The sequence below is a fragment of the Symbioplanes lichenis genome (genome assembly GCF_030709675.1).
In the GTDB taxonomy this organism is placed as follows: Bacteria; Actinomycetota; Actinomycetes; order Mycobacteriales; family Micromonosporaceae; genus Actinoplanes; species Actinoplanes lichenis.
The window spans coordinates 803612-823747 of sequence record NZ_JAUZQD010000001.1 but is presented as its reverse complement, the minus strand read 5'-3'; the positions used below and the strand labels follow the sequence as shown (position 1 = coordinate 823747).

General features: G+C 72.2%; 15 protein-coding genes and 1 pseudogene. 12 read left to right on the top strand and 4 right to left on the bottom strand.

Translation table 11 applies throughout. The annotated features are described in order from the left end of the window. Positions 1 to 83: 83 nt before the first annotated feature. Positions 84 to 425, bottom strand: a complete 342-nt coding sequence (locus RAN62_RS03735) for a YidH family protein (RefSeq protein WP_305783065.1) — start codon at positions 423 to 425, stop codon at positions 84 to 86. Positions 426 to 766: 341 nt separating this feature from the next. On the opposite strand from RAN62_RS03735, the gene RAN62_RS03730 reads away from it, so the two are divergent. The 6 genes and pseudogenes from RAN62_RS03730 (at position 767) to RAN62_RS03705 (ending at position 7096) form a co-directional block, all read left to right on the top strand. Beyond that, complete coding sequence (locus RAN62_RS03730) at positions 767 to 1546, top strand: electron transfer flavoprotein subunit beta/FixA family protein (RefSeq protein WP_305782985.1); 780 nt, start codon at positions 767 to 769, stop codon at positions 1544 to 1546. A gap of 12 nt (positions 1547 to 1558) precedes the next feature. Further along, the gene (locus RAN62_RS03725) at positions 1559 to 2491 is read left to right on the top strand and encodes an electron transfer flavoprotein subunit alpha/FixB family protein (RefSeq protein ID WP_305782984.1); all 933 of its coding nucleotides are present in this window, start codon (positions 1559 to 1561) and stop codon (positions 2489 to 2491) included. A 132-nt stretch (positions 2492 to 2623) separates the two neighbouring features. Beyond that, positions 2624 to 3802: a cysteine desulfurase family protein gene (locus tag RAN62_RS03720; protein WP_305782983.1), complete on the top strand. Its 1179-nt coding sequence runs from the start codon at positions 2624 to 2626 to the stop codon at positions 3800 to 3802. A gap of 157 nt (positions 3803 to 3959) precedes the next feature. Continuing rightward, positions 3960 to 5021: pseudogene (gene mnmA, locus RAN62_RS03715) on the top strand (tRNA 2-thiouridine(34) synthase MnmA); the annotation flags it as partial. A gap of 227 nt (positions 5022 to 5248) precedes the next feature. After that, the gene (locus RAN62_RS03710) at positions 5249 to 6301 is read left to right on the top strand and encodes a methionine synthase (protein ID WP_305782982.1); all 1053 of its coding nucleotides are present in this window, start codon (positions 5249 to 5251) and stop codon (positions 6299 to 6301) included. A 441-nt stretch (positions 6302 to 6742) separates the two neighbouring features. Beyond that, the gene (locus tag RAN62_RS03705) at positions 6743 to 7096 is read left to right on the top strand and encodes a VOC family protein (protein ID WP_305782981.1); all 354 of its coding nucleotides are present in this window, start codon (positions 6743 to 6745) and stop codon (positions 7094 to 7096) included. A gap of 107 nt (positions 7097 to 7203) precedes the next feature. On the opposite strand, the gene RAN62_RS03700 is transcribed toward RAN62_RS03705, so the two are convergent. Then, positions 7204 to 7653 (bottom strand): type II toxin-antitoxin system PemK/MazF family toxin, encoded by a 450-nt coding sequence (locus RAN62_RS03700; RefSeq protein WP_305782980.1) that lies wholly within the window; start codon positions 7651 to 7653, stop codon positions 7204 to 7206. Between the two features lie 127 nt (positions 7654 to 7780). Here RAN62_RS03700 and ligA point away from each other — a divergent pair, with 127 nt between their 5' ends. The 6 genes from ligA (at position 7781) to RAN62_RS03670 (ending at position 17032) form a co-directional block, all read left to right on the top strand. Then, positions 7781 to 10033: an NAD-dependent DNA ligase LigA gene (ligA, locus tag RAN62_RS03695; RefSeq protein ID WP_438874455.1), complete on the top strand. Its 2253-nt coding sequence runs from the start codon at positions 7781 to 7783 to the stop codon at positions 10031 to 10033. Between the two features lie 350 nt (positions 10034 to 10383). Continuing rightward, entirely contained in the window at positions 10384 to 12486 is a 2103-nt protein-coding gene (locus RAN62_RS03690; RefSeq protein ID WP_305782979.1) for a putative bifunctional diguanylate cyclase/phosphodiesterase, read from the top strand. A 39-nt stretch (positions 12487 to 12525) separates the two neighbouring features. Continuing rightward, a complete protein-coding gene (gatC, locus tag RAN62_RS03685) occupies positions 12526 to 12825 on the top strand; it encodes an Asp-tRNA(Asn)/Glu-tRNA(Gln) amidotransferase subunit GatC (protein ID WP_305782978.1) in 300 nt (99 codons plus the stop codon). Positions 12826 to 12848: 23 nt separating this feature from the next. Then, positions 12849 to 14306 (top strand): Asp-tRNA(Asn)/Glu-tRNA(Gln) amidotransferase subunit GatA, encoded by a 1458-nt coding sequence (gene gatA / locus RAN62_RS03680; protein WP_372338819.1) that lies wholly within the window; start codon positions 12849 to 12851, stop codon positions 14304 to 14306. Positions 14307 to 14531: 225 nt separating this feature from the next. Beyond that, complete coding sequence (gene gatB / locus RAN62_RS03675) at positions 14532 to 16025, top strand: Asp-tRNA(Asn)/Glu-tRNA(Gln) amidotransferase subunit GatB (RefSeq protein ID WP_305782976.1); 1494 nt, start codon at positions 14532 to 14534, stop codon at positions 16023 to 16025. Between the two features lie 680 nt (positions 16026 to 16705). Then, entirely contained in the window at positions 16706 to 17032 is a 327-nt protein-coding gene (locus RAN62_RS03670) for a DMT family transporter (RefSeq protein WP_305782975.1), read from the top strand. Positions 17033 to 17299: 267 nt separating this feature from the next. On the opposite strand, the gene RAN62_RS03665 is transcribed toward RAN62_RS03670, so the two are convergent. Together RAN62_RS03665 and RAN62_RS03660 are read right to left on the bottom strand one after the other, a co-directional pair. After that, positions 17300 to 18904 carry a metallophosphoesterase gene (locus RAN62_RS03665; RefSeq protein ID WP_305782974.1) on the bottom strand — a complete coding sequence of 535 codons (1605 nt, stop codon included), beginning with the start codon at positions 18902 to 18904 and terminating at the stop codon, positions 17300 to 17302. 51 nt (positions 18905 to 18955) lie between these two features. Continuing rightward, positions 18956 to 20065, bottom strand: coding sequence for a PQQ-dependent sugar dehydrogenase (locus tag RAN62_RS03660; protein ID WP_305783063.1), 1110 nt, complete (start codon positions 20063 to 20065; stop codon positions 18956 to 18958). Positions 20066 to 20136: the final 71 nt, after the last annotated feature.

Here is a 20136-nt window from a genome sequence, read left to right as displayed (position 1 = left end):
GCCCACCGCTCGGCCCTGATCAGAGTCGCTCACCGCCCGGCCCCGATCAGCACCGCTCACCGCCCGGCCCGGACCGGCATCGCTCACTGCGCCGCCTTGATCAGCACCGCGACCGTGAGAAGGACGGCGCCCACAGCCACGATCAGCGCCAGGATTGCGGGGAAGCGTGACCGCGGCAGATCCGTACCCAGTCGCATGGCCCGCTCGGTCCGCGCCCAGTGGTCCACGGCCCGCACCGCGACCACGCCCCCGAGCAGCAGCAGCGCCACCGCGATGATCTCGCGCAGGTGGTCGACGGGCAGCGGCGGCAGGAACTGCGCGCAGGCCAGGCCGCCGGCGATCAGGGCCAGGCCGGTGCGGATCCAGGCGAGGAAGGTCCGCTCGTTGGCCAGCGAGAACCGGTAGTCGGGCTTGTCCCCGGCCATCGGTGTCTTGTGCGGGTCGAACCACTGGAGCGGCACCTCCCGATTATTGACCTTCCCGGTGCAGAAGGCGCCGGTGGGGACGCGGCCCCGGCTCGCGTCTCACGGGCAGTGGGGGAGTATGGGGCAGGAGCGGGCCGTTCCCGCTCGACGAAGAACCGGATCAGCCGGAGAATTCGCGACATATCCTCGTCCCGGGCCCGGCGGAGGCGCCGGTCGTCACGGGTGAGGTGAGTCACTCTCGGTGGCCGGAGACTCGTAAGCTACCCATGGGTAACATCGGGTGGAAACGCGGAACCCGGCTGCAGGCGTGCGTCCATATACAGGAGGGTCGTCGAAGCGCGATGAACATCGTCGTACTGGTCAAGCAGGTGCCCGACTCCGGTGCCGAGCGCACCCTGAGCGCGAGCGACAACACCGTCGAGCGCGGCTCGGCGAGCAACGTCATCAACGAGATGGACGAGTACGCCATCGAGGAAGCGCTGAAGATCAAGGAAGCGCACGGCGGTGAGGTGACCGTGCTGACCATGGGTCCCGCCGGCGCCACCGACTCGATCCGCAAGGCGCTGTCGATGGGGCCGGACAAGGCGGTCCACATCTCCGACGACGCCCTGCACGGCTCCTGCGCCGTCGCCACCTCCAAGGTGCTCGCGACCGCGCTCGGCACGCTCAACGCCGACCTGGTCCTCTGCGGCGCGGAGTCGACCGACGGCCGCGTCCAGGTCATGCCGCACATGATCGCCGAGCGGCTCGGCATCGCCGCGCTGACCGGTGCCCGCAAGCTGACCGTGGACGGCTCGCAGCTGACCGCCGAGCGGCAGACCGACGAGGGCTACGAGGTCGTCACGGCCGCCACGCCCGCCGTGGTGAGCGTCTGGGACACGATCAACGAGCCGCGCTACCCCTCCTTCAAGGGCATCATGGCCGCCAAGAAGAAGCCCGTGCAGACGCTGTCGCTCGGCGACCTGGGCATCGCGGCCGACGAGGTCGGTGCGGCCGGTGCCACCAGCGCCGTGCTGGAGTTCGCGCAGCGCCCGCCCCGCAGCGCCGGCGCCAAGGTCATCGACGAGGGCGAGGGCGGCGTGCAGCTGGTCCAGTTCCTCGCCACCGAGAAGTTCGTCTGAGAGGGGCCGGTCATGGCTGAAGTTCTGGTTGTCGTCGAGGCCGGCGTCAAGAAGGTCACGCTCGAGATGCTGACCATCGCCCGCGGCCTCGGCGAGGTGTCGGCGGTGGTGTTCGGCGAGGCCGAGACCGGCAAGCTCGGCGAGTACGGCGCACAGAAGATCTACCACGCGCAGGGCGAGGAGGTCGACGGCTACCTCGTGGCGCCCAAGGCCACCGCCGTCGCGGAGCTCGTCAAGCGGGTCCAGCCCGCCGCGGTCCTGCTGGCCTCCTCCCAGGAGGGCAAGGAGATCGCCGCCCGGCTGGCCGTCAAGCTGGACAACGGGCTGCTCACCGACGCGGTCGAGGTGGCCGCGGACGGCACCGCCACGCAGGTCGTCTTTGCCGGCGCCACGATCGTCAAGTCCAAGGTCACCCGGGGCCTGCCGATCGTCACCATCCGCCCCAACTCGGTGACCCCTTCGCCCGCCCCGGCCACCCCGGCGGTCGAGCCGCTGACGGTGGCCGCGACCGAGGCCGACAAGCTGACGAAGGTCGTCGAGCGCGTCGCCGAGCAGAAGGGCTCCCGCCCCGAGCTGACCGAGGCGTCGATCGTCGTCTCCGGCGGCCGCGGTGTGGGCAACGCCGACAACTTCAAGCTCGTCGAAGAGGTCGCCGACCTGCTCGGCGGGGCCGTCGGGGCCTCCCGCGCGGCCGTCGACTCGGGCTACTACCCGCACCAGTTCCAGGTGGGTCAGACCGGCAAGACGGTCTCCCCGCAGCTCTACGTGGCTCTCGGCATCTCCGGCGCGATCCAGCACCGCGCCGGCATGCAGACCTCGAAGACCATCGTCGCCGTCAACAAGGACCCCGAGGCGCCGATCTTCGAGCTCGCGGACTACGGCGTGGTGGGCGACCTGTTCAAGATCGTGCCGCAGGCGGCGGAGGAGATCCGCAAGCGCAAGTGACCCGTACCAGGTGATCTGCCTTACGGCCCGGCCCCTCGGCCGGGCCGTTTGCCGTGTTCGGGGGCCGGTGTGATTTCCCGGCTGGCGGACGGGCACGTTCGGTTGACGCATCAAGGCATAAGCTTCATGACGATGGTTTACCTGGATCACGCGGCGACCACGCCCATGCTTCCCGAGGCGCTCGACGCTTACGTCGCGGCGGCCCGGGAGATCGGCAATCCCTCGTCGCTGCACGCTGCCGGCCGCGGCGCCCGCCGCCTGGTCGAGGAGTCCCGTGAGCGGATCGCCGCGGTGCTCGGCGCCCGCCCGTCCGAGGTGGTGTTCACCAGCGGCGGCACCGAGAGCGACAACCTCGCGACCAAGGGCATCCACTACGCCCGCCGGGACGCCGATCCTCGCCGCAACCGCGTCGTCGCCTCCGCGGTCGAGCACCACGCCGTGCTCGACTCCGTCGACTGGCTCGGCGCGCACGAGTCGGCCGACATCTCCTGGCTGCCCGTGGACGCCACCGGGCGGGTCGATCCGGCGTCGCTCGCCGATCTCCTCGCGGAGCACGGCGACACGATCAGCGTGATCAGCGTCCAGTGGGCCAACAACGAGGTCGGCACGGTCCAGCCGATCGCCGAGCTGGCCACGCTCGCGACCCGCGCCGGCATCCCGTTCCACACCGACGCGGTGCAGGCCGTGGGCCAGATCCCGGTCGACTTCGCGGCCAGCGGCGCCGCGGCCCTCACCGTCACCGGCCACAAGCTCGGCGGCCCGGTGGGCGTCGGCGCCCTGCTCCTGGGCCGCGACGTGCCCACCACCCCGCTGCTGCACGGCGGCGGCCAGGAGCGCGACGTGCGCTCCGGCACTCTCGACACCCCCGGCGTGGTTGCTTTCGCCGTGGCGGTCGAGGCCGCGATCAAGACCCAGCTTGAGAATGCGGCCCGCGTCTCCGCCCTCCGCGACGGCCTCGTGGCCCGCGTGTGCGCCGCCGTCCCCGACGCCATCGTCAACGGTGACCCGGCCCACCGCCTCCCCGGCAACGCCCACTTCTCGTTCCCCGGTTGCGAGGGCGACGCGTTGCTGCTCCTCCTCGACGCCCAGGGCATCGCCTGCTCGACGGGCTCGGCCTGTTCCGCCGGCGTCGCGCAGCCGTCCCACGTGCTGCTGGCCATGGGCGCCGACGACGACCGGGCGCGCTCGTCGCTCCGCTTCACCCTCGGCCACACGTCGACGAGCGCGGATGTCGACGCGCTCCTGGCGGCCCTGCCCGGCGCGGTCGAGCGGGCCCGCCGCGCGACGGCGTGGAAGTCGCCCCGGTCCTGACCACCCCGCGCCTTCCCTCATCTCCCTGTTCTGGCGCCTTCGTTGTCTTTCCCGGCGGCTCCCGTTGCCGGCTGCCGGGCTCGCGTGCCGGTTTTCGTGGCTTACGGCACCATGCTGCCGGTGTGGGTTCGCGGGGGCCGGCGGCTAGGCTTGCCGCGTGCGAGTGCTAGCAGCTATGTCGGGCGGTGTCGACTCCGCCGTTGCCGCCGCGCGCGCCCGGGAGGCCGGCCATGACGTGACCGGCGTGCACCTGGCGCTGTCGCGGAATCCACAGACCTTCCGGACCGGGGCGCGCGGGTGCTGCACGCTCGAAGACTCCCGTGACGCCCGGCGCGCGGCCGACGTCATCGGCATCCCGTTCTATGTGTGGGACATGGCCGAGCAGTTCCACGAGAGCGTCGTCGACGACTTCGTCGCCGAGTATGCCGCCGGCCGCACCCCCAACCCCTGCCTGCGGTGCAACGAGAAGATCAAGTTCTCCGCCGTCCTCGACCGCGCGATCGCCCTCGGCTTCGACGCCGTCGTCACCGGCCACCACGCCCGCCTCGGCGCCGACGGCCTGCTGCGCCGCAGCGTCGACCTGGCCAAGGACCAGTCCTACGTGCTGGCCGTGCTCACCCGCGCCCAGCTCGACCGCGCCATGTTCCCGCTCGGCGACTCGACGAAGGAGCAGGTCCGCGCGGAGGCCGCCGCCCGCGGGCTCGCCGTCGCCGACAAGCCCGACTCCCACGACATCTGCTTCATCGCCGACGGTGACACCCGCGGCTTCCTGGCCGACCGGCTCGGCGAGAGCCCGGGCGACATCGTGGACGGTCGCACCGGGGCGGTCCTCGGGCAGCACTCGGGCGCCTATGCGTACACCATCGGTCAGCGCAAGGGCCTCGACCTCCGCGTCCCCGCCCCCGACGGCCGCCCGCGCTACGTGCTCTCGATCACCCCCAAGACCAACACCGTCACGGTCGGCCCCCGCGAAGATCTGGCCGTCGACACGGTGACCGCCACCCGCCCGATCTGGCACGGCGCCGACACCCCGGCGGAGTGCGACGTCCAGCTGCGCGCCCACGGCGAAGTGGTCCAGGCCGTCGTCGCCCTGACCGACGGCGAGCTCACCGCCCACCTCCGCAGTCCCGCCCGGGGCGTCGCCGCGGGCCAGGCCATCGTCGCCTACCGCCCCGACCCGGCCGGCGACATCGTCCTCGGCTCCGCCACCATCACCGCCGGCGCCGCGTCCTTCCCGGAAGCCGCCACTTCGCCGGGCGCCGCCTCTCCCTCGGGCGTCTCTCCGTCGGGCGCTTCTGCGTCGGCTGTCGGTTCTCTGCCGGCGGCCGGTTCCTCCGCGGATGCCGCGACCTCCTCCGCGGGTGCGGCGACCTCCTCTGCGGGTACCGCGACTTCTTCCGCGGGTGCCGCAGTCGCGAGCGCGCCGGGTGTCGCTGGGCCGGTGCGATGAGCCTTCTGCCGGGCGCCGAGCCGGAGGAGCTGGTCCTCGGCGATCCGGCCGCGGGGCGCTTCCCGTGGCCGTCCGGTGCCGCGACGGGCGTCGGCTCGCTGCCGGGCACCGACGTCGAGGAGGCCCAGCGGCTGATCCTCGGCGAGCTGCCCGAGCTGCCGCACCTGGCCGAGCTGCCCGCCCGGGGCCCCGGCGCCGACATGATCGGCCGCAGCGCCGGTTTCCTGGTCGAGCTGCCGGTCCAGCTCTATGCCGGCCGCTGGCAGGTGGCGCCCCGCCCCGGCAAAGACCTGCGCCGCACGGCCGACCTGCTCGAACGCGACCTGGACCAGCTGACCGAGCAGGGCGAGGGCTTCGCCGGCTCGATCAAGATCCAGTCGGTCGGCCCGTGGACGCTGGCGGCCTGCCTCGACCTCCCCATCGGCGGCCGCATGCTCCGCGACCCCGGCGCTGTCCGTGACCTCACCGGCTCCCTGGCCGAGGGCCTGCGCCGGCACGTGGAGGACGTGCGCAAGCGGCTCCCGCGCGCCACGGTGCTCCTGCAGCTCGACGAGCCGTCGCTGCCCGCGGTGCTGGCGGGCCGGGTGCCCACCGAGAGCGGACTAGGCGCCTACCGGCCGGTCGACGCCCCCGACGCGGCGAGCGCCCTGCGGAGCGTCGTGGAGGCCGCCGGGGTGCCCGTGATCGTGCACAGCTGCGCTCCGGACGTACCGATGCAGGTCATCCGCGACGCCGGAGCCACCGCCGTCGCCCTCGACCTCACCCTGCTCAAGGAGCTCGACCCGCTGGGCGAGGCCCTCGACGCCGGCCTCGGCCTCTTCGCCGGCGCCGTAGGCACCCGCCCGCCGTCGTCCGGCCGCCCGCCGACGTCGGCCCAGGTCGCCGAGCGTGTCCGCACACTGTGGACCAAGCTCAGCTTCCCCGCGGCCCAGCTCCCCGAGCAGGTCGTGATCACTCCGGCGTGCGGGCTCGCCGGTGCGTCCCCGGCCTACGTACGAGCCGTCCTGAAAGCCTGCCGCGACGCCGGCCGCCGCCTGTCCGAAGTCTGATCCGCCAGCCGCCGCTGGTCCGAACTCTGCCCCGCCGCCCGCCGCTGGTCCGAAGTCTGCCCCGCCAGCCGCCGCTGGTCTGGAGTCTGACCCGCCGCCCGCCGCCGCCTGTCCAAAGGTCTGACCCGCCGCCGTGGCCGGCCGCGCGCCGCGACCGGCCCGCGCGCGTCGGACGGTTCCTCGTGGCTTGACCGACGTGTTGCTCCAAGGAGTGGCCGCCGCGTGCTCCGCGCTCCGGAAGCACAAGGTCCGCCGCGCGTTTGCGTCCTCGGAGACATGGCGCCGGTCACCGGACGTTCGCTGTTTCGGGGCGGCGGGCGTTCGCTGGTTCGTGATGGCGGGTGTTGCTGCTTCGTGGCGGCGGGCGTGCGCGGGTGATGCTTGCGGGGGAAGTCCGGCGAATGGTCCGTTCCGGGGCGCCCCGGCGGGCATCATGCAGTCATGATTGGTCGTCTTGACACCGTCGTCATCGACTGCCCCGATCCGCGGGCGCTGGCCGGCTTCTACGGCGAGCTGCTCGGCATGCACGTCGTCCACGACGAGGACGGCTGGGTCACCATCCGGACCGACTCGGACGCGCCGAGCCTGTCCTTCCAGAAGGCGCCCGACCTGCTGCCGCCGCGGTGGCCCGATCACGACCGGCCGCAACAGTTCCACCTGGACGTCCGGGTCGCCGACGTCGAGCAGGCCGAGGAGCGGGTGCTCGCGGCGGGCGGCAAGCGGCTGGACGGCGGCGGTAAGACCTTCCGGGTGTACGCGGATCCCGTCGGCCACCCGTTCTGCCTCGTGTGGTGACGGCTCGCCCGGCGTCGCTGCCCCCGGCGAGTCCGCGCGTGTCAGCTGTTCTGCCTCGTGTGGTGACGGCTTGACGTGCGTTGCTGCCCCCGGCGAGCCCGGGCGGGTCAGCCGTTCTGCCTGGTGCGGTGACGGCTCGCCAGCTCGCGGAGCCGTGATTCGGTGAGGTTGCGTCGCGTGCGCACCTGACGGCGTACGGTCCAAGCAGCCGTCCCCGCCCGCCGGTGGAAAGCGGTGTGCTGGACCAGGATCGGCTCGCCGAGATTGAGGTACGAGTCGTGGTCGGCGTGCCGGTCCCAGTGGCGCGTCGGGATGCGGACGTGGTCCCGGCGGTGGCTCTTGTCCTGGCTGGTGATCTTGAGTACGACGACGCCGTTGCGGTCGTTGAGCAGTACCAGGCAGGGCCGCAGTTTCGCGCCGCGGCCCCGGGCGAAGGGCACGTCCGCCCACCAGATGTCGCCCCGCATGGGCTGCCCGGCGGCTCGTCGCCGGCGCCACATCACCGCAGCACCCGCCGCGACCAGGACCGTGAGGCCCGCTGCCAGCCATTGCGCCATTTGCCATACCGTACGCGACCCCGCGCACGACATTTCCCCCGGCGCGGGCGTGATCGCCGGGCGGGTCGGCGGTTTTGTCGTAGGGGACGACTAACGTGCCTGTCGAAGACGAAACACGGAGGTCCCGGTGCCCGAGAAGCAGTCCGTTGATGCCGAGACGCCCGCGGGCGAGGAGCTCGCCGTGGGGCAGCCGAGCGCCGCTCAGGTCGCCGCGGCCGGCGCCGAGCCCACACCCGAGGCGGCGGGGCGGCATGCCGAGTTGAGCGACGAGGTGCGTGGTCACCAATATCGCTACTACGTGCTGGACTCGCCGACGATCCCGGACGCCGACTTCGACAAGCTCCTGCGTGAGCTGGAGGCGCTGGAGCAGCAGTTCCCGGCCCTGCGCACGCCCGACTCGCCGACGCAGAACGTGGGCGGCACCTTCTCCACGCTGTTCACGGCGGTCGAGCACGCCGAGCGCATGATGTCGCTGGACAATGTCTTCGACGCCGCCGAGCTGGCCACTTGGGCCGAGCGCACCGAGCGGGACGCCGGCGGCGCGGTGGAATACATCTGCGAGCTCAAGGTCGACGGGCTGGCCATCAACCTCACGTACGAAAAGGGTCGCCTGGTCCGCGGCGCGACGCGGGGCGACGGGCGCACCGGTGAGGACGTCACGCCCAACGTGCGCACCATCCGCGAGATCCCCGAGCGGCTCGCCGGCGACAACCCGCCCGATCTGCTCGAGGTGCGCGGCGAGATCTACTTCCCGGTGTCCGCCTTCGCCGATCTGAACGCCTCGCTGGTCGAGCAGGGCAAGGCACCCTTCGCCAACCCGCGCAACGCCGCCGCGGGCAGTCTCCGGCAGAAGGACCCGCGCATCACCGCCACTCGTGGCCTGCGGATGGTCGTGCACGGCATCGGCGCGCGTCAGGGGTTCACGCCCGACTCGCAGTCCCACGCCTACGACGCGTTGAAGGCGTGGGGGCTGCCCACCAGCGAGCGGTGGCGGCGCGTCCAGGACATGAGCGGCGTCCGCGAATACATCGACTACTACGCCGAGCACCGGCACGACGTCGAGCACGAGATCGACGGCGTGGTCGTCAAGGTCGACTCGGTGGCCATCCAGGGCCGCCTGGGCTCGACCAGCCGCGCGCCCCGATGGGCCATCGCCTACAAATATCCGCCCGAGGAAGTCACCACCAAGCTCCTGGACATCGACGTCAACGTCGGCCGGACGGGGCGCGTGACGCCCTTCGCGGTGCTGGAGCCGGTGCGTGTGGCCGGGTCGACCGTCGCGCTGGCCACGCTGCACAACGCCCGCGAGGTCGAGCGCAAGGGCGTCTGGATCGGCGACACGGTCGTGCTCCGCAAGGCCGGCGACGTGATTCCCGAGGTGCTCGGCCCGGTGATCGACCTGCGCCCCGGCGACGCCCGCCAGTTCGTCATGCCGACCGTCTGCCCCGCCTGCGGCACCAAACTCGCTCCCGCCAAGGAGAGCGACATCGACATCCGGTGCCCCAACACCCGCTCGTGCCCGGCGCAGCTGCGGGAGCGGGTCTTCCACCTGGCCGGCCGCGGCGCCTTCGACATCGAGGTGCTCGGCTACAAGGCAGCCCAGGCGCTGCTCGACTCCGGCGTCATCACCGACGAGGGCGACCTTTTCGGGATCACCGCCGACGATCTCGCCCGCTCGCCCTTCTTCGTCAACAAGGACGGCAGCCTCGGCAGCAACGCGACCAAGCTCCTCGAGAACCTCGCCGAGGTCAAGGCCCGCCCGCTCTGGCGAGTGCTCGTCGCCCTCTCGATCCGGCACGTGGGCCCGACGGCCGCCCAGGCGCTGGCCCGCCAGTTCGGCGCCATGGAGGCCATCGAGGAGGCGGTGGCCGCCGAGACCGCCGAGCAGCTCTCCGAGGTCGAGGGAGTGGGCCCGACGATCGCCGACAGCCTGCGCGAGTGGTTCGCGGTCGACTGGCACCGCGACATCGTCCGCAAGTGGCGTGAGGCCGGTGTGCAGATGGTCGACGAGCGCACCGACGACGGCCCCCGCCCGCTCGAGGGTCTGACCGTCGTCGTCACCGGCACCCTCGCCTCGCACTCCCGCGACGCCGCGACCGAGGCTGTGGCCTCCCGCGGCGGCAAGGTGAGCGGCTCGGTCTCGAAGAAGACCGGCTTCGTGGTGGTCGGCGACAATCCCGGCAGCAAGTACGACAAGGCGCTCCAGCTGCGGGTGCCGGTCCTGGACGAGGAGGGCTTCGCGGTCCTGCTGGCCGACGGCCCCGATGCCGCCCGCGCGGTGGCGGAGATCGCGCCCGAGCCGGAGAAGCCCGCGAAGAAGGAGAAGGCCGCCAAGAAGGAACCCGAGGCAGCCGAGACGCCTGAGCCGCAGGGCGAGTGACGAGCGGGCCGGGGTGGGCATCACTGCTCACCCCGGTCAGCGGAACGTCGCGGAGCGCCGTGCCCGGCCGGGCCCAGCCGCCGGCGAAGGCGGGCTGACGCGATGCTGATCCGGCGCCCGCGTACGTGGCCACGATCCACGCCTGCCCGGGAAGCGCGGGGCTGTCGCGCGGGTGAGGCGGCCGACCCCAACGGGTGATCTTTGTTTGATGTCCAGCGGGGACGCATATGGCATTTTGATAACGACGAGTCGGATTCGCGGCGTTTTGTGCATCTCGATCTATCGTGGGGTGATCGGTCGGTCGCCGCCATCGTGGAGGTCGCATGGGCGCCGCACACTTGCGCAGGTCCATGCTGGACGATCGGCGTGTCCGGGCCGCCCGCCGCGGCACGGTGGTCGCCGTCGGGTGTGCGGTGATCGCCGACGGCGCGCTCTGGGCGGTCTTCCCCCGAACCTTCGCCGCGCTGCCGCCCGCCTTCTGGGTCATGGCCGCGCTGGCACTCGCCGTGGACACCCGGCCCTACGTGCTCGCCAACCGGCGGGTCAGCTCGGTGGTCCTGCCCTCGATCTGCTTCACCTTCGGCATCGTGCTCGCCTGGGGTTACGTGCCGGCCATCGCCGTCCAGCTGGCCGCGCTGGCTGTGGCCGGCGTGCGGATGCGGCACTCGGCGCGCCGGGCGCTCTATCTCGCCTTCCAGCAGGCGTGCGCGCTCGGCGCCACGGCTTGGCTGGCCGCACTGGCGGGCTGGCGGGGCGTCGCCGGGCCGGGCTGGACAGATGCGCTGCTCACTGTCGCCGCGGCGGGCGTCTGGCTGACCGTACGGTGGATGGTCGATGTCCTCGCCGCAGGTCTCGCCGGCGAGGAGCGTCGCCCGCGCCGCCCGCAACGGTGGGGTCTGGAGCTTTTCGCCAGCGCGGCGCTGCTGTTGCTCGGTCCCGTCGTGCTCGCCGCCGCGCGGGTCGGGATCGCGGTGGTCCCGCTGGTCCTGCTGGCACTGCACGCGGTGCACCGGATGGTCCGCTCGGCCGGGGAGTTCGAGCGGGCGGCACGCACCGACGAGCTGACCGGCCTGCCGAACAGGCGAGCGCTGCAGGCGACCGCGGGCCTGATGGACCCCCGCTGGCAGATGGCCCTGCTGCTGCTCGACCTCGACCGCTTCCGCACTGTGAACGACGCGCTCGGCCACGCCGTCGGCGACAGGCTGCTCGTCGAGGCCGGACGGCGGCTCGCCGAGTCCGTACCGGCGCATGATCTTGTCGTCAGGCTCGGCGGTGACGAGTTCGCCGTGCTGGCGACCCGGGTGGACGGGCCCGCGACCGCCCGCCGGATCGCGGCGCACCTGGCCGACGTGCTGGGGACGCCCTTCGCGCTGAACGGGCTGCCGGTCGGGGTCAGCGCGACGATCGGCATCGCGCTCGGGCCGGGACGCGGGGGAGACGGCGAGACCTTGCTCCGGCAGGCCGAAGCCGCGATGTACGACGCGAAGCGCCGCGGCGCGCCGATGGCCGTCTGGACGCGTGACGCCGACCACCCCGCGCCGGATCTCGCGCTCCTCGCCGACCTGCGCGAGGCCCTGCGCGGGGACGACACCGGCATCATGCTCTTCTATCAGCCGCAGATCGCCGTCGCGACCGGCGAGGTGGCCGGCGTCGAGGCGCTGCTGCGCTGGCGGCACCCGGAGCGGGGCATGGTCGGGCCGGAGGCGCTGCTGCGGGTCGCCGAGCAGACCCCGGTGATGCGCCTGCTCACCGCGCGGGTGCTGCGTGAGGTCATCGCGCAGCTCGCCGACTGGCGTGCGGCGGGCCGGCCGCTGCGGGCCTCGGTCAACGTCAGCGTGCGAGACCTGCACACGCCCGGCATCGCGGGGGAGATTCACGACCTGCTCCAGAGGTACGCCGTCCCGGCCGACCTGCTCCAACTGGAGATCACTGAGAGCGCCCTCATGGCGGATCCGCATCGGGTGCTGGACACGATCACGCGGCTGGACCGGCTCGGGGTGGCCATCTCGCTCGACGATTTCGGCACCGGTTACTCCTCTCTGCAGCATCTGCGGCGGCTGCCGATCTCCGAGGTGAAGATCGATCGTTCCTTCGTGCTGGGCATGGCCGTGGATCGCGGGGACGCCGCGATCGTGCGGTCCGTGATAGATCTGGCCGCGTCGCTCGGACTGCGCGTCGTGGCCGAGGGGGTCGAGGACGAAAGGACATGGCGGCTGCTCGCCGCCGACGGGTGTCACGCCGCGCAAGGCTGGTTTCATGCGCGGCCGATGCCCGCGGCGGACTTCGACGACTGGCTGGCCCGGTATCGCCCCCTGCGACCCGGCCGGGAACCGGAGCGCTGGCGGCCACCTGAGTCTCACAGAGCCGCCGGACCGATCCCGGAGTTATCCACAGGCCGGGGTTATCCACAGACCAGGGGAGCCGCGCGACAAACCGCTCGCCGGGCTGAATAGAATTTCCGGGTCCGCATCACCGAGCACCCAGGGGGCACGATGGCCGCCATCTCCCGCGAAGAGGTCGCGCATCTCGCGCGCCTGTCGCGGCTCGCCGTGACCGACGAGGAGCTGGACAGGTTCGCCGGCCAGCTCGACGTCATCCTGCAGTCGGTCGCCCGGATCGGTGATGTGGCCGCCGACGACATCCCGCCCACCTCGCACTCCGTGCCGCTGACGAATGTCTACCGCGACGACGTCGTGCAGCCGTCCCTCAAGCAGGAGGACGTGCTGGCCGGCGCCCCCGACGCCGCCGAGGGCCGCTTCCGGGTGCCCCGCATCCTCGACGAGGAGGAGTGACCGCCGTGAGTGACGTCACCAAGATGACGGCGGTGCAGATCGCCGGACTGATCGCTTCCGGCGAGGCCTCCGCCGTCGAGGTCGCCACCGCGCACCTCGACCGGATCGCCGCCGTCGACGAGCGCGTGCACGCCTTCCTGCACGTCGACCGGGAGGGCGCGCTCGCCGCCGCCGCCGAGGTCGACGCGAAGCGCAGCCGGGGCGAGGAGCTCGGGCCGCTGGCCGGCGTGCCGGTCGCGGTCAAGGACGTGATCGCCACCCGCGGCGTCCCGACCACCGCCGCCTCCAAGATCCTCGAGGGCTGGAAGCCGCCCTACGACGCGACCATCGTCGAGCGGCTGCGCGCCGCCGGCACGGTCTCGCTGGGCAAGACCAACATGGACGAGTTCGCGATGGGCTCGTCGACCGAATACTCGGCCTACGGCCCGACCAACAACCCGTGGGACCTCGGGCGCATCCCCGGCGGCTCCGGCGGTGGCAGCGCGGCGTCGCTGGCCGCCTACGAGGCCCCGCTCGCCATCGGCACGGACACCGGCGGTTCGATCCGTCAGCCCGGCGCCGTCACGGGCACGGTCGGTGCCAAGCCAACCTACGGTGGCACCTCGCGCTACGGGCTGATCGCCTTCTCGTCGTCGCTGGACACGCCCGGCCCGTGTGCCCGTACGGTCGAGGACGCCGCACTGCTCCACGCGGCCATCGCCGGGCATGACCCGCGCGACTCGACCTCGATCCCGCAGCCGGTGCCGGACGTCGTGGCGGCCGCCCGACGCGGCGCGACCGGCGATTTGACCGGGGTCAAGCTCGGCCTGGTCAAGGAGTTCAGCGGCGAGGGCGCCGAGGCCGGTGTCACGGCCGCCTTCCGCGAGTCGGTCGAGGCGCTGGTCAAGCTGGGGGCCGAGGTCGTCGAGATCTCCTGCCCCCACTTCGAGTACGCGCTGCCGGCCTACTACCTGATCGCCCCGAGCGAGGCGTCGTCCAACCTGGCGCGCTTCGACAGCGTCCGCTACGGCCTGCGGGTCGGGGACGACGGCAACCGCTCGCTCGAGGAGGTCATGTCGCTGACCCGCGAGGCCGGCTTCGGCCCCGAGGTCAAGCGCCGGATCATCCTGGGCACCTATGCGCTGTCCAGCGGCTACTACGACGCTTACTACGGCCAGGCGCAGAAGGTGCGCACGCTGATCACGCGGGACTTCACCAAGGCGTTCGAGCAGGTCGACGTGCTGATCTCGCCGACCACGCCGTTCGTGGCGTTCCCGTTCGGGTCGCGCACCTCGGATCCCTATCAGATGTATCTGGCCGACCTCTACACGATCCCGACCAACCTCTACGGCGGTCCGGCGATCTCGGTGCCCTGCGGGCTGTCCGAGGGTCTGCCGGTCGGCCTGCAGGTCATGGCCCCGACGATGGCCGACGACCGGATGTACCGGGTCGCCGCGGCGCTGGAGTCGGCGGTCGGCACGTTCACCCCTCCGGAGCTCTGAGCCGCTGACCTTCCGGGTGCGGCGCAAGTCTCGCCCGGCGGGTCGGCTCCCAGCCGCTGACCGCTCGGATGCGGCGTATTTCGCACCCGGGAGGCCGGCTCTCAGCCGCTGATCGCCCGGGTGCGGCGCACGCCACACCCGGGAGGTCCGAAATCGAGCGGATTCCTGTCGGACCCGCTCCCTAAGCTTGTTCCGTCGGATCTCGCAGTCACCAGGAGTCCACGCATGAGTACGACCGTGCTGCCCACCTACGACGACGCCGTCGCCCGCTACGAGCCGGTGATCGGCCTGGAGACGCACGTCGAGCTCGGCACGAACACCAAGATGTTCTGCGGGTGCCCGACCGAGTTCGGCGCGGAGCCCAACACCCAGACCTGCCCGGTGTGCCTGGGCCTGCCCGGTGCCCTGCCGGTCGCCAACCGGGCCGGCATCGAGGCGACGATCCGCATCGGCCTCGCGCTCAACTGCGACATCGCCGAGTGGTGCCGGATGGCCCGGAAAAACTACTTCTACCCGGACATGCCGAAGAACTTCCAGACCTCGCAGTACGACGAGCCGCTGTGCGTGGACGGCTACGTCGACGTGGACGTGGACGGCGAGACGTTCCGCATCGAGATCGAGCGCGTGCACCTCGAGGAGGACACCGGCAAGTCGCTGCACGTGGGCGGGGCCACCGGCCGCATCCACGGGGCGACCGAGTCGTTGGTCGACTACAACCGGGCCGGCATTCCGCTGGTGGAGATCGTCACCAAGCCGGTGACTGGGCTCGGCGCGCGCGCCCCCGAGGTCGCCCGGGCCTACGTCACTGAGCTGCGGGACATCATCCGCTCCCTCGACGTCTCCGACGTGCGCATGGAGCAGGGCTCGCTGCGCTGCGACGTCAACACCTCGCTCAACAAGCCGGGCGAGGAGTGGGGCACCCGCACCGAGGCGAAGAACGTCAACTCCCTGCGCTCGGTCGAGCGCGCGGTCCGCTCGGAGATCATCCGCCAGTCGGGCATCCTCGACGCCGGCGGCTCGATCCTGCAGGAGACCCGCCACTTCCAGGAGGACACGGGCGACACCCGCCCGGGGCGCTCCAAGGAGACGGCGACCGACTACCGCTACTTCCCCGAGCCCGACCTGGTGCCGATCGCGCCCGACCCGGCCTGGGTCGCCGAGCTCAAGGCCGCCCTCCCCGAGAAGCCGAGCGTCAAGCGCGCCCGCCTGCGCGAGGAGTGGGGCATCAGCGAGGTCGACATGCAGTCGGTGGCCAACGCCGGCGCCGTCGAGCTGATCGAGGAGACCATCGCCGCGGGCGCCAGCCCGGCCGGGGCCCGCAAGTGGTGGATGGGCGAGCTCGCCCGCCGCGCGAACGAGACCGGCGTCGAGCTGGCCGCGGTCGGCGCCAGCCCGGCTCAGGTCGCCCAGCTGCAGGCGCTGGTCGACGAGGGCAAGATCAACGACAAGCTGGCCCGGCAGGTGCTCGAGGGCGTCGTCGCCGGCGAGGGCGACCCCGCCCAGGTGATGAGCGCCCGCGGGCTTGAGGTCGTCTCCGACACGGGCGCGCTCCAGGCGGCCGTCGACGAGGCCATCGCGGCCAACCCGGACGTCGCCGCCAAGATCCGCGACGGCAAGGTCGCCGCGGCGGGCGCCCTGGTCGGCGCGGTCATGAAGACCACGCGCGGCCAGGCGGACGCCAAGACGGTGCGCGAGCTGATCCTGGCCCGCCTCAGCTGAACCCCACGCGACCAGCCTGCCCCGACTGGCCGTCACAGCTCGGCCCGCTCGGCCCGCTCGGCTCGGCCCGCTCGGCTCGGCTCCGCCCGGCTCGGCCCGGCCGCCCGGCTCGGCCCGGCCGCCCGGCTCGGCCCGGCCGCCCGGCTCGGCTCCGCCCGGCTCGGCCCGGCCGCCCGGCTCGGCTCGGCCCGGCCGCCCGGCTCGGCTCGGCTCGGCCCGGCCGCCCGGCTCGGCCCGGCCGCCCGGCTCGGCCCGGCTCGGCCTGGCGGGCTCGCTACGGCTGGCCGTCTTGGCTGATCTGGTGTGACTGACCCGTTGCGTCTGGGCCGGTGCTCGGCCTGTTTGAGTGAGTTGTTCGCGTTTGGCTCTTCGGCGCCCCGACTGATTGTCGGGGCGCCGTTGTCGTTGGGGCTGCTTCGGGAGAGGCGCGGCAAACTTGGCGACCGTGAACTCGGCGACTTGGTACGGGGGACTTGGAGCCACGTAGGCGGTAGGTTTCGGCGAGTTGGACGGGGCTGGGGATGAGTCGGCTTGGTCGAGCCGAAGCCGGTCGGGTTGGTGGGTGGGGAGGGCGGCGTCGAGGATGGTGGCTGACTTGGTCGGCACGAGGGGCCCGGGCGCCTTGTGGGGTGGTGAGCTGTGACTGCCGGCTGGTCAGGGCGGCGACGGGACGGTGGGGGATGGCTTACGTTTGGCTGGTTGGGGCGATCGCGGCCGAGGTGTTCGCGACCAGCATGTTGAAGGCGACCGACGGGTTCAGCCGGCTGTGGCCCACCGTGGTGTGCCTGGGGGCGTACGCGGCGTCGTTCGTGCTTTTGTCGCAGGCGATCAAGGGTGTGCAGGTCGGCGTGGCTTACGCGGTGTGGTCGGGGCTGGGCACCGCGGCCATCGTGGCGATCGGGACGATCTTTCTCGGGGAGCCGTTGAGCTGGGTCAAGGTGATCGGCGTCGGTCTCATCGTCGCGGGTGTCGTGGTGCTCAACGTGGGCGGGGCGGCCGGCCACTGATCAGGAGTGGCGGACCGGACGGCGGCTGACGAGGGCAAGGAAAGCGGCGGGGGCGGGCAAGGAAAGTGGCGGGTCGCGGGCGACGCCGGAAAATAGGTGAGCCAGGAAGACGCGGGTCGCGGGCGACGCCGGGAAGTAGGTGAGCCGGGAAGAGGCGGGGCGCGGGCGACGCCGGGAAGTAGGCGAGCCAGGAAAGGCGGCCCGCACGAGGGCGCCCCCGCACCAGACAAGGCGGCACGGGGGAGAAAGCGGCGGGCGAGCGTACGGCTATCGGCTGATCTGCGGGCTCGGCTGGACGGGCGTGACGCCGGTGCTGACGGAGGGGTTGGTCGTGGGCTCCGGGTCGTTGATGCCGATCACGTTGCGCTGGACCTCGACGTTCGACTCGCCGGTGCCGCCCAGGGTGATGTCGTCGTACGCCTTGAGGGCCTGATTTTCGTCGAAGTAGAGCACCGACATCGCCAGCGGCGTCGGCTCCTCCTTCTCGAGGCCGCGCAGCCCCGCGCCGCCCGTCGAGCCCTGCACCATGAGCAGCGTCTGTTCGGCGGCGGTCGCCGAGGACGCGGACGGCGCGGGGGAAGGACTGGCGGACGCCGCCGGCGCCGGGTTCCAGGCCGGCAGCTCGCTCACCTCGCGATGGTGCTTGTGCCCGGCGAGGACGAGCGGAACCGTCCCGGCCAGCGGCGGCGCCATCGCCGGGTCGTGCACGAGGGCGATGCCGACCTTGGTCTGCGAGGCGCGGACGGTCGCGGCCAGGCGGTCGCCCGCGGCGAGGAGCGGGTTGCCGGCCGGGTCGTCGGCGTTGTCCGGCGGCGGGGTCTCGCTCTTGTCCGGCGTGAACTCGGGGTCGCCGATGCCCGCGATGGTCAGGCCGCCGACGGTGACCGTGGCGTTGTCCAGGACCTTGGCGTTCTTCTGGCGGGCCACGGCGGCCTGGATCGCGGTGGAGTCGTGGTTGCCGCGGACATAGATGTACGGGACCCCGACCTGCGCGATGTTGTTCACGTACGTGGTCTCGGCGCTCGTCCCCCAGTCGACCATGTCCCCGGTGTCGATCACGGCGTCGATGTCCCACTGCTTGACGACGGTTCGGATGACGCCCCAGGACGCGGGGTTGAGGTGCATGTCGGAGATGTGCAGGACGCGCGTGGTGTTACCGGCGGGCTGCACGGGGAGTGACGAGACGGTGGTGTAGATGCGGCTCACGTTGCTGACGAGCTCGGCGAGCTGGTCGGCGTACCGTCCGTAGTTGTCCGCGATGCGGCGGGCGTCACCGACGACGGCGGGCGCGTTGACCAGCAGGCCCTCGTAGCGTGGCTCGCTGATCGACTTGGGACGGATGGTGCCGGCGGCCAGGCCGAGGCTGCCGCCGGTGACGACCAGGGCGAGGACGCCCGCGGCCGCGACCCGGCGGATGTTGCGGAAGATCAGGGCGGAGAGCAGCAGCGCGCACACGATCGCCGCACCGAGGGCGCGCAGGCCGAGCTTGAGGACGCCCTGGGTCACGTCGTCGACGGCGGACTGGCCGACCGTACTGATGGCGGTGGGGTCGTCGACGAGGGCCTCGGTGCGTTCCTGGTCGAGCGAGCCCAGGTCGACCTTGAGGTGGATCGGGCCGTCGTGGCTGTCCAGGTGGAGCGAGCCGAGCGGGGGGATGTCGATCTCGGTGCCGCCCTCGATCGACGGGGTGACCGACATGTCGGCGCGGAACGGGCCGACCGCGACCTCGGAGTGGGCCAGCAGCATCGTGCCGACGACCACGCCCGCGACGCTGACCAGCAGCACGGCGGCATAGATGCGGAGACGATGGGTCCAGTGGTGGCGCCACACGCGGCCTGCCGCGGCGGTGATCCTGGCGATGTGCGTAGTCATGGTCAGCCGTTTCCGTGCCCCTGGGCGTGGACCCCCAAACTGTTACGCGCGTTAACTCCGTCCCGCGCCACCACTGGAGAAGACCAGCCGGATGATGCGGTCGTCCTCCGCCTCCGGGGTGCCGCCCGGCTCCTGGTTGGAGGTGGTGGCCCAGAGCGAGCCGTCGGGGGCGGCGACCAGGCCGCGCAGCCGGCCGTACTCGCCGTCGAGCAGCTGCTGGGGCTGGCCGATCAGCGTGCCGGTGCCGGTGACCTGGGTGATCCACAGGCGTTCGCCGCCCAGGCAGGCGGTCGCGATCATGCGGTCGAGCACGGCGACACCCGAGCAGTACGACTCCGCGATCGGCCACGTGACCAGCGGATTCGTGAACTTGGCGTCGGTGGACTTGCCCTCCGCGGCCGCCCAGCCGTAGTTCTTACCCTTCTGGATGACGTTGAGCTCACCGGACGTGGGCTGGTCGGACTCGCTCGCGTACATCCGCTTGCCCGAGTCCCACGCGATGCCCTGCACGTTGCGGTGCCCGGACGACCAGACCGGCGAGTCCTTCACCGGGTTGCCGGGAGCGGGCTTGCCGTCCGCGGTGATGCGCAGGATCTTGCCGCCGAGGCTCTTCGCATTCTGCGCCTGGGTGCCGCGCGTGGCGTCGCCGGTCGTGACGTAGAGATAGCCGTCCGGCCCGAAGGCCAGCTGCCCGCCGTTGTCGTTGCGCGAGCGCGGGATGCCCGTGAGGATCGGCTTGGGGTCGCCCTTGAGCTGGAGTTTCGCGACGCGGTTGTCCTTGTCCGTCGAGTAGTAGACGAACACGGTCTTGTCGGTGTCGTACTTCGGCGACACGGCGATGCCCAGCAGGCCGCTGTCGCCGCCGGTCGCGACGCCGGTGATCTGCTGCACCTCGGTGACCTTGAGCCCGTCGGCGTCCGACTCGGGGCCGACCTCGAGGATGCGGGCGCTGTCGCGCTCGGTGACCAGGGCCGTGCCGTCGGGCAGGAAGGCGACGCCCCACGGGATCTCCAGGCCCTTGGCGAGGACCGTGACGGCGACCTCCTGGCTGCCCTCGTCGCCGCCGCTGTCGCCCGCCCCGGCCGAGGCGGAGGGCGTGGGGAGGTTCGGCGGCTCGCCGGCGACGTCCGGGTCGGGCGGCCCGAAGCTGCACGCGGTCATCAGCCCGAGCACGGCGACGAGAGTCCCGAACACGCGTCCCTTAATCACCAGACCAGGGTAGCCGCGCTCGC

Bases quoted from the DNA above. Each gene is read 5' to 3' on its own strand.
- RAN62_RS03725 (WP_305782984.1), top strand. From the start codon at position 1,559: ATGGCTGAAGTTCTGGTTGTCGTCGAGGCCGGCGTCAAGAAGGTCACG.
- RAN62_RS03710 (WP_305782982.1), top strand. From the start codon at position 5,249: ATGAGCCTTCTGCCGGGCGCCGAGCCGGAGGAGCTGGTCCTCGGCGAT.
- RAN62_RS03660 (WP_305783063.1), bottom strand. From the start codon at position 20,065: ATGACCGCGTGCAGCTTCGGGCCGCCCGACCCGGACGTCGCCGGCGAG.
- RAN62_RS03720 (WP_305782983.1), top strand. From the start codon at position 2,624: ATGGTTTACCTGGATCACGCGGCGACCACGCCCATGCTTCCCGAGGCG.
- gatA (WP_372338819.1), top strand. From the start codon at position 12,849: ATGACGGCGGTGCAGATCGCCGGACTGATCGCTTCCGGCGAGGCCTCC.
- RAN62_RS03730 (WP_305782985.1), top strand. From the start codon at position 767: ATGAACATCGTCGTACTGGTCAAGCAGGTGCCCGACTCCGGTGCCGAG.
- RAN62_RS03700 (WP_305782980.1), bottom strand. From the start codon at position 7,653: ATGGCGCAATGGCTGGCAGCGGGCCTCACGGTCCTGGTCGCGGCGGGT.
- RAN62_RS03665 (WP_305782974.1), bottom strand. From the start codon at position 18,904: ATGACTACGCACATCGCCAGGATCACCGCCGCGGCAGGCCGCGTGTGG.
- RAN62_RS03735 (WP_305783065.1), bottom strand. From the start codon at position 425: ATGGCCGGGGACAAGCCCGACTACCGGTTCTCGCTGGCCAACGAGCGG.
- gatC (WP_305782978.1), top strand. From the start codon at position 12,526: ATGGCCGCCATCTCCCGCGAAGAGGTCGCGCATCTCGCGCGCCTGTCG.
- RAN62_RS03690 (WP_305782979.1), top strand. From the start codon at position 10,384: ATGCTGGACGATCGGCGTGTCCGGGCCGCCCGCCGCGGCACGGTGGTC.
- RAN62_RS03670 (WP_305782975.1), top strand. From the start codon at position 16,706: ATGGCTTACGTTTGGCTGGTTGGGGCGATCGCGGCCGAGGTGTTCGCG.
- RAN62_RS03705 (WP_305782981.1), top strand. From the start codon at position 6,743: ATGATTGGTCGTCTTGACACCGTCGTCATCGACTGCCCCGATCCGCGG.
- gatB (WP_305782976.1), top strand. From the start codon at position 14,532: ATGAGTACGACCGTGCTGCCCACCTACGACGACGCCGTCGCCCGCTAC.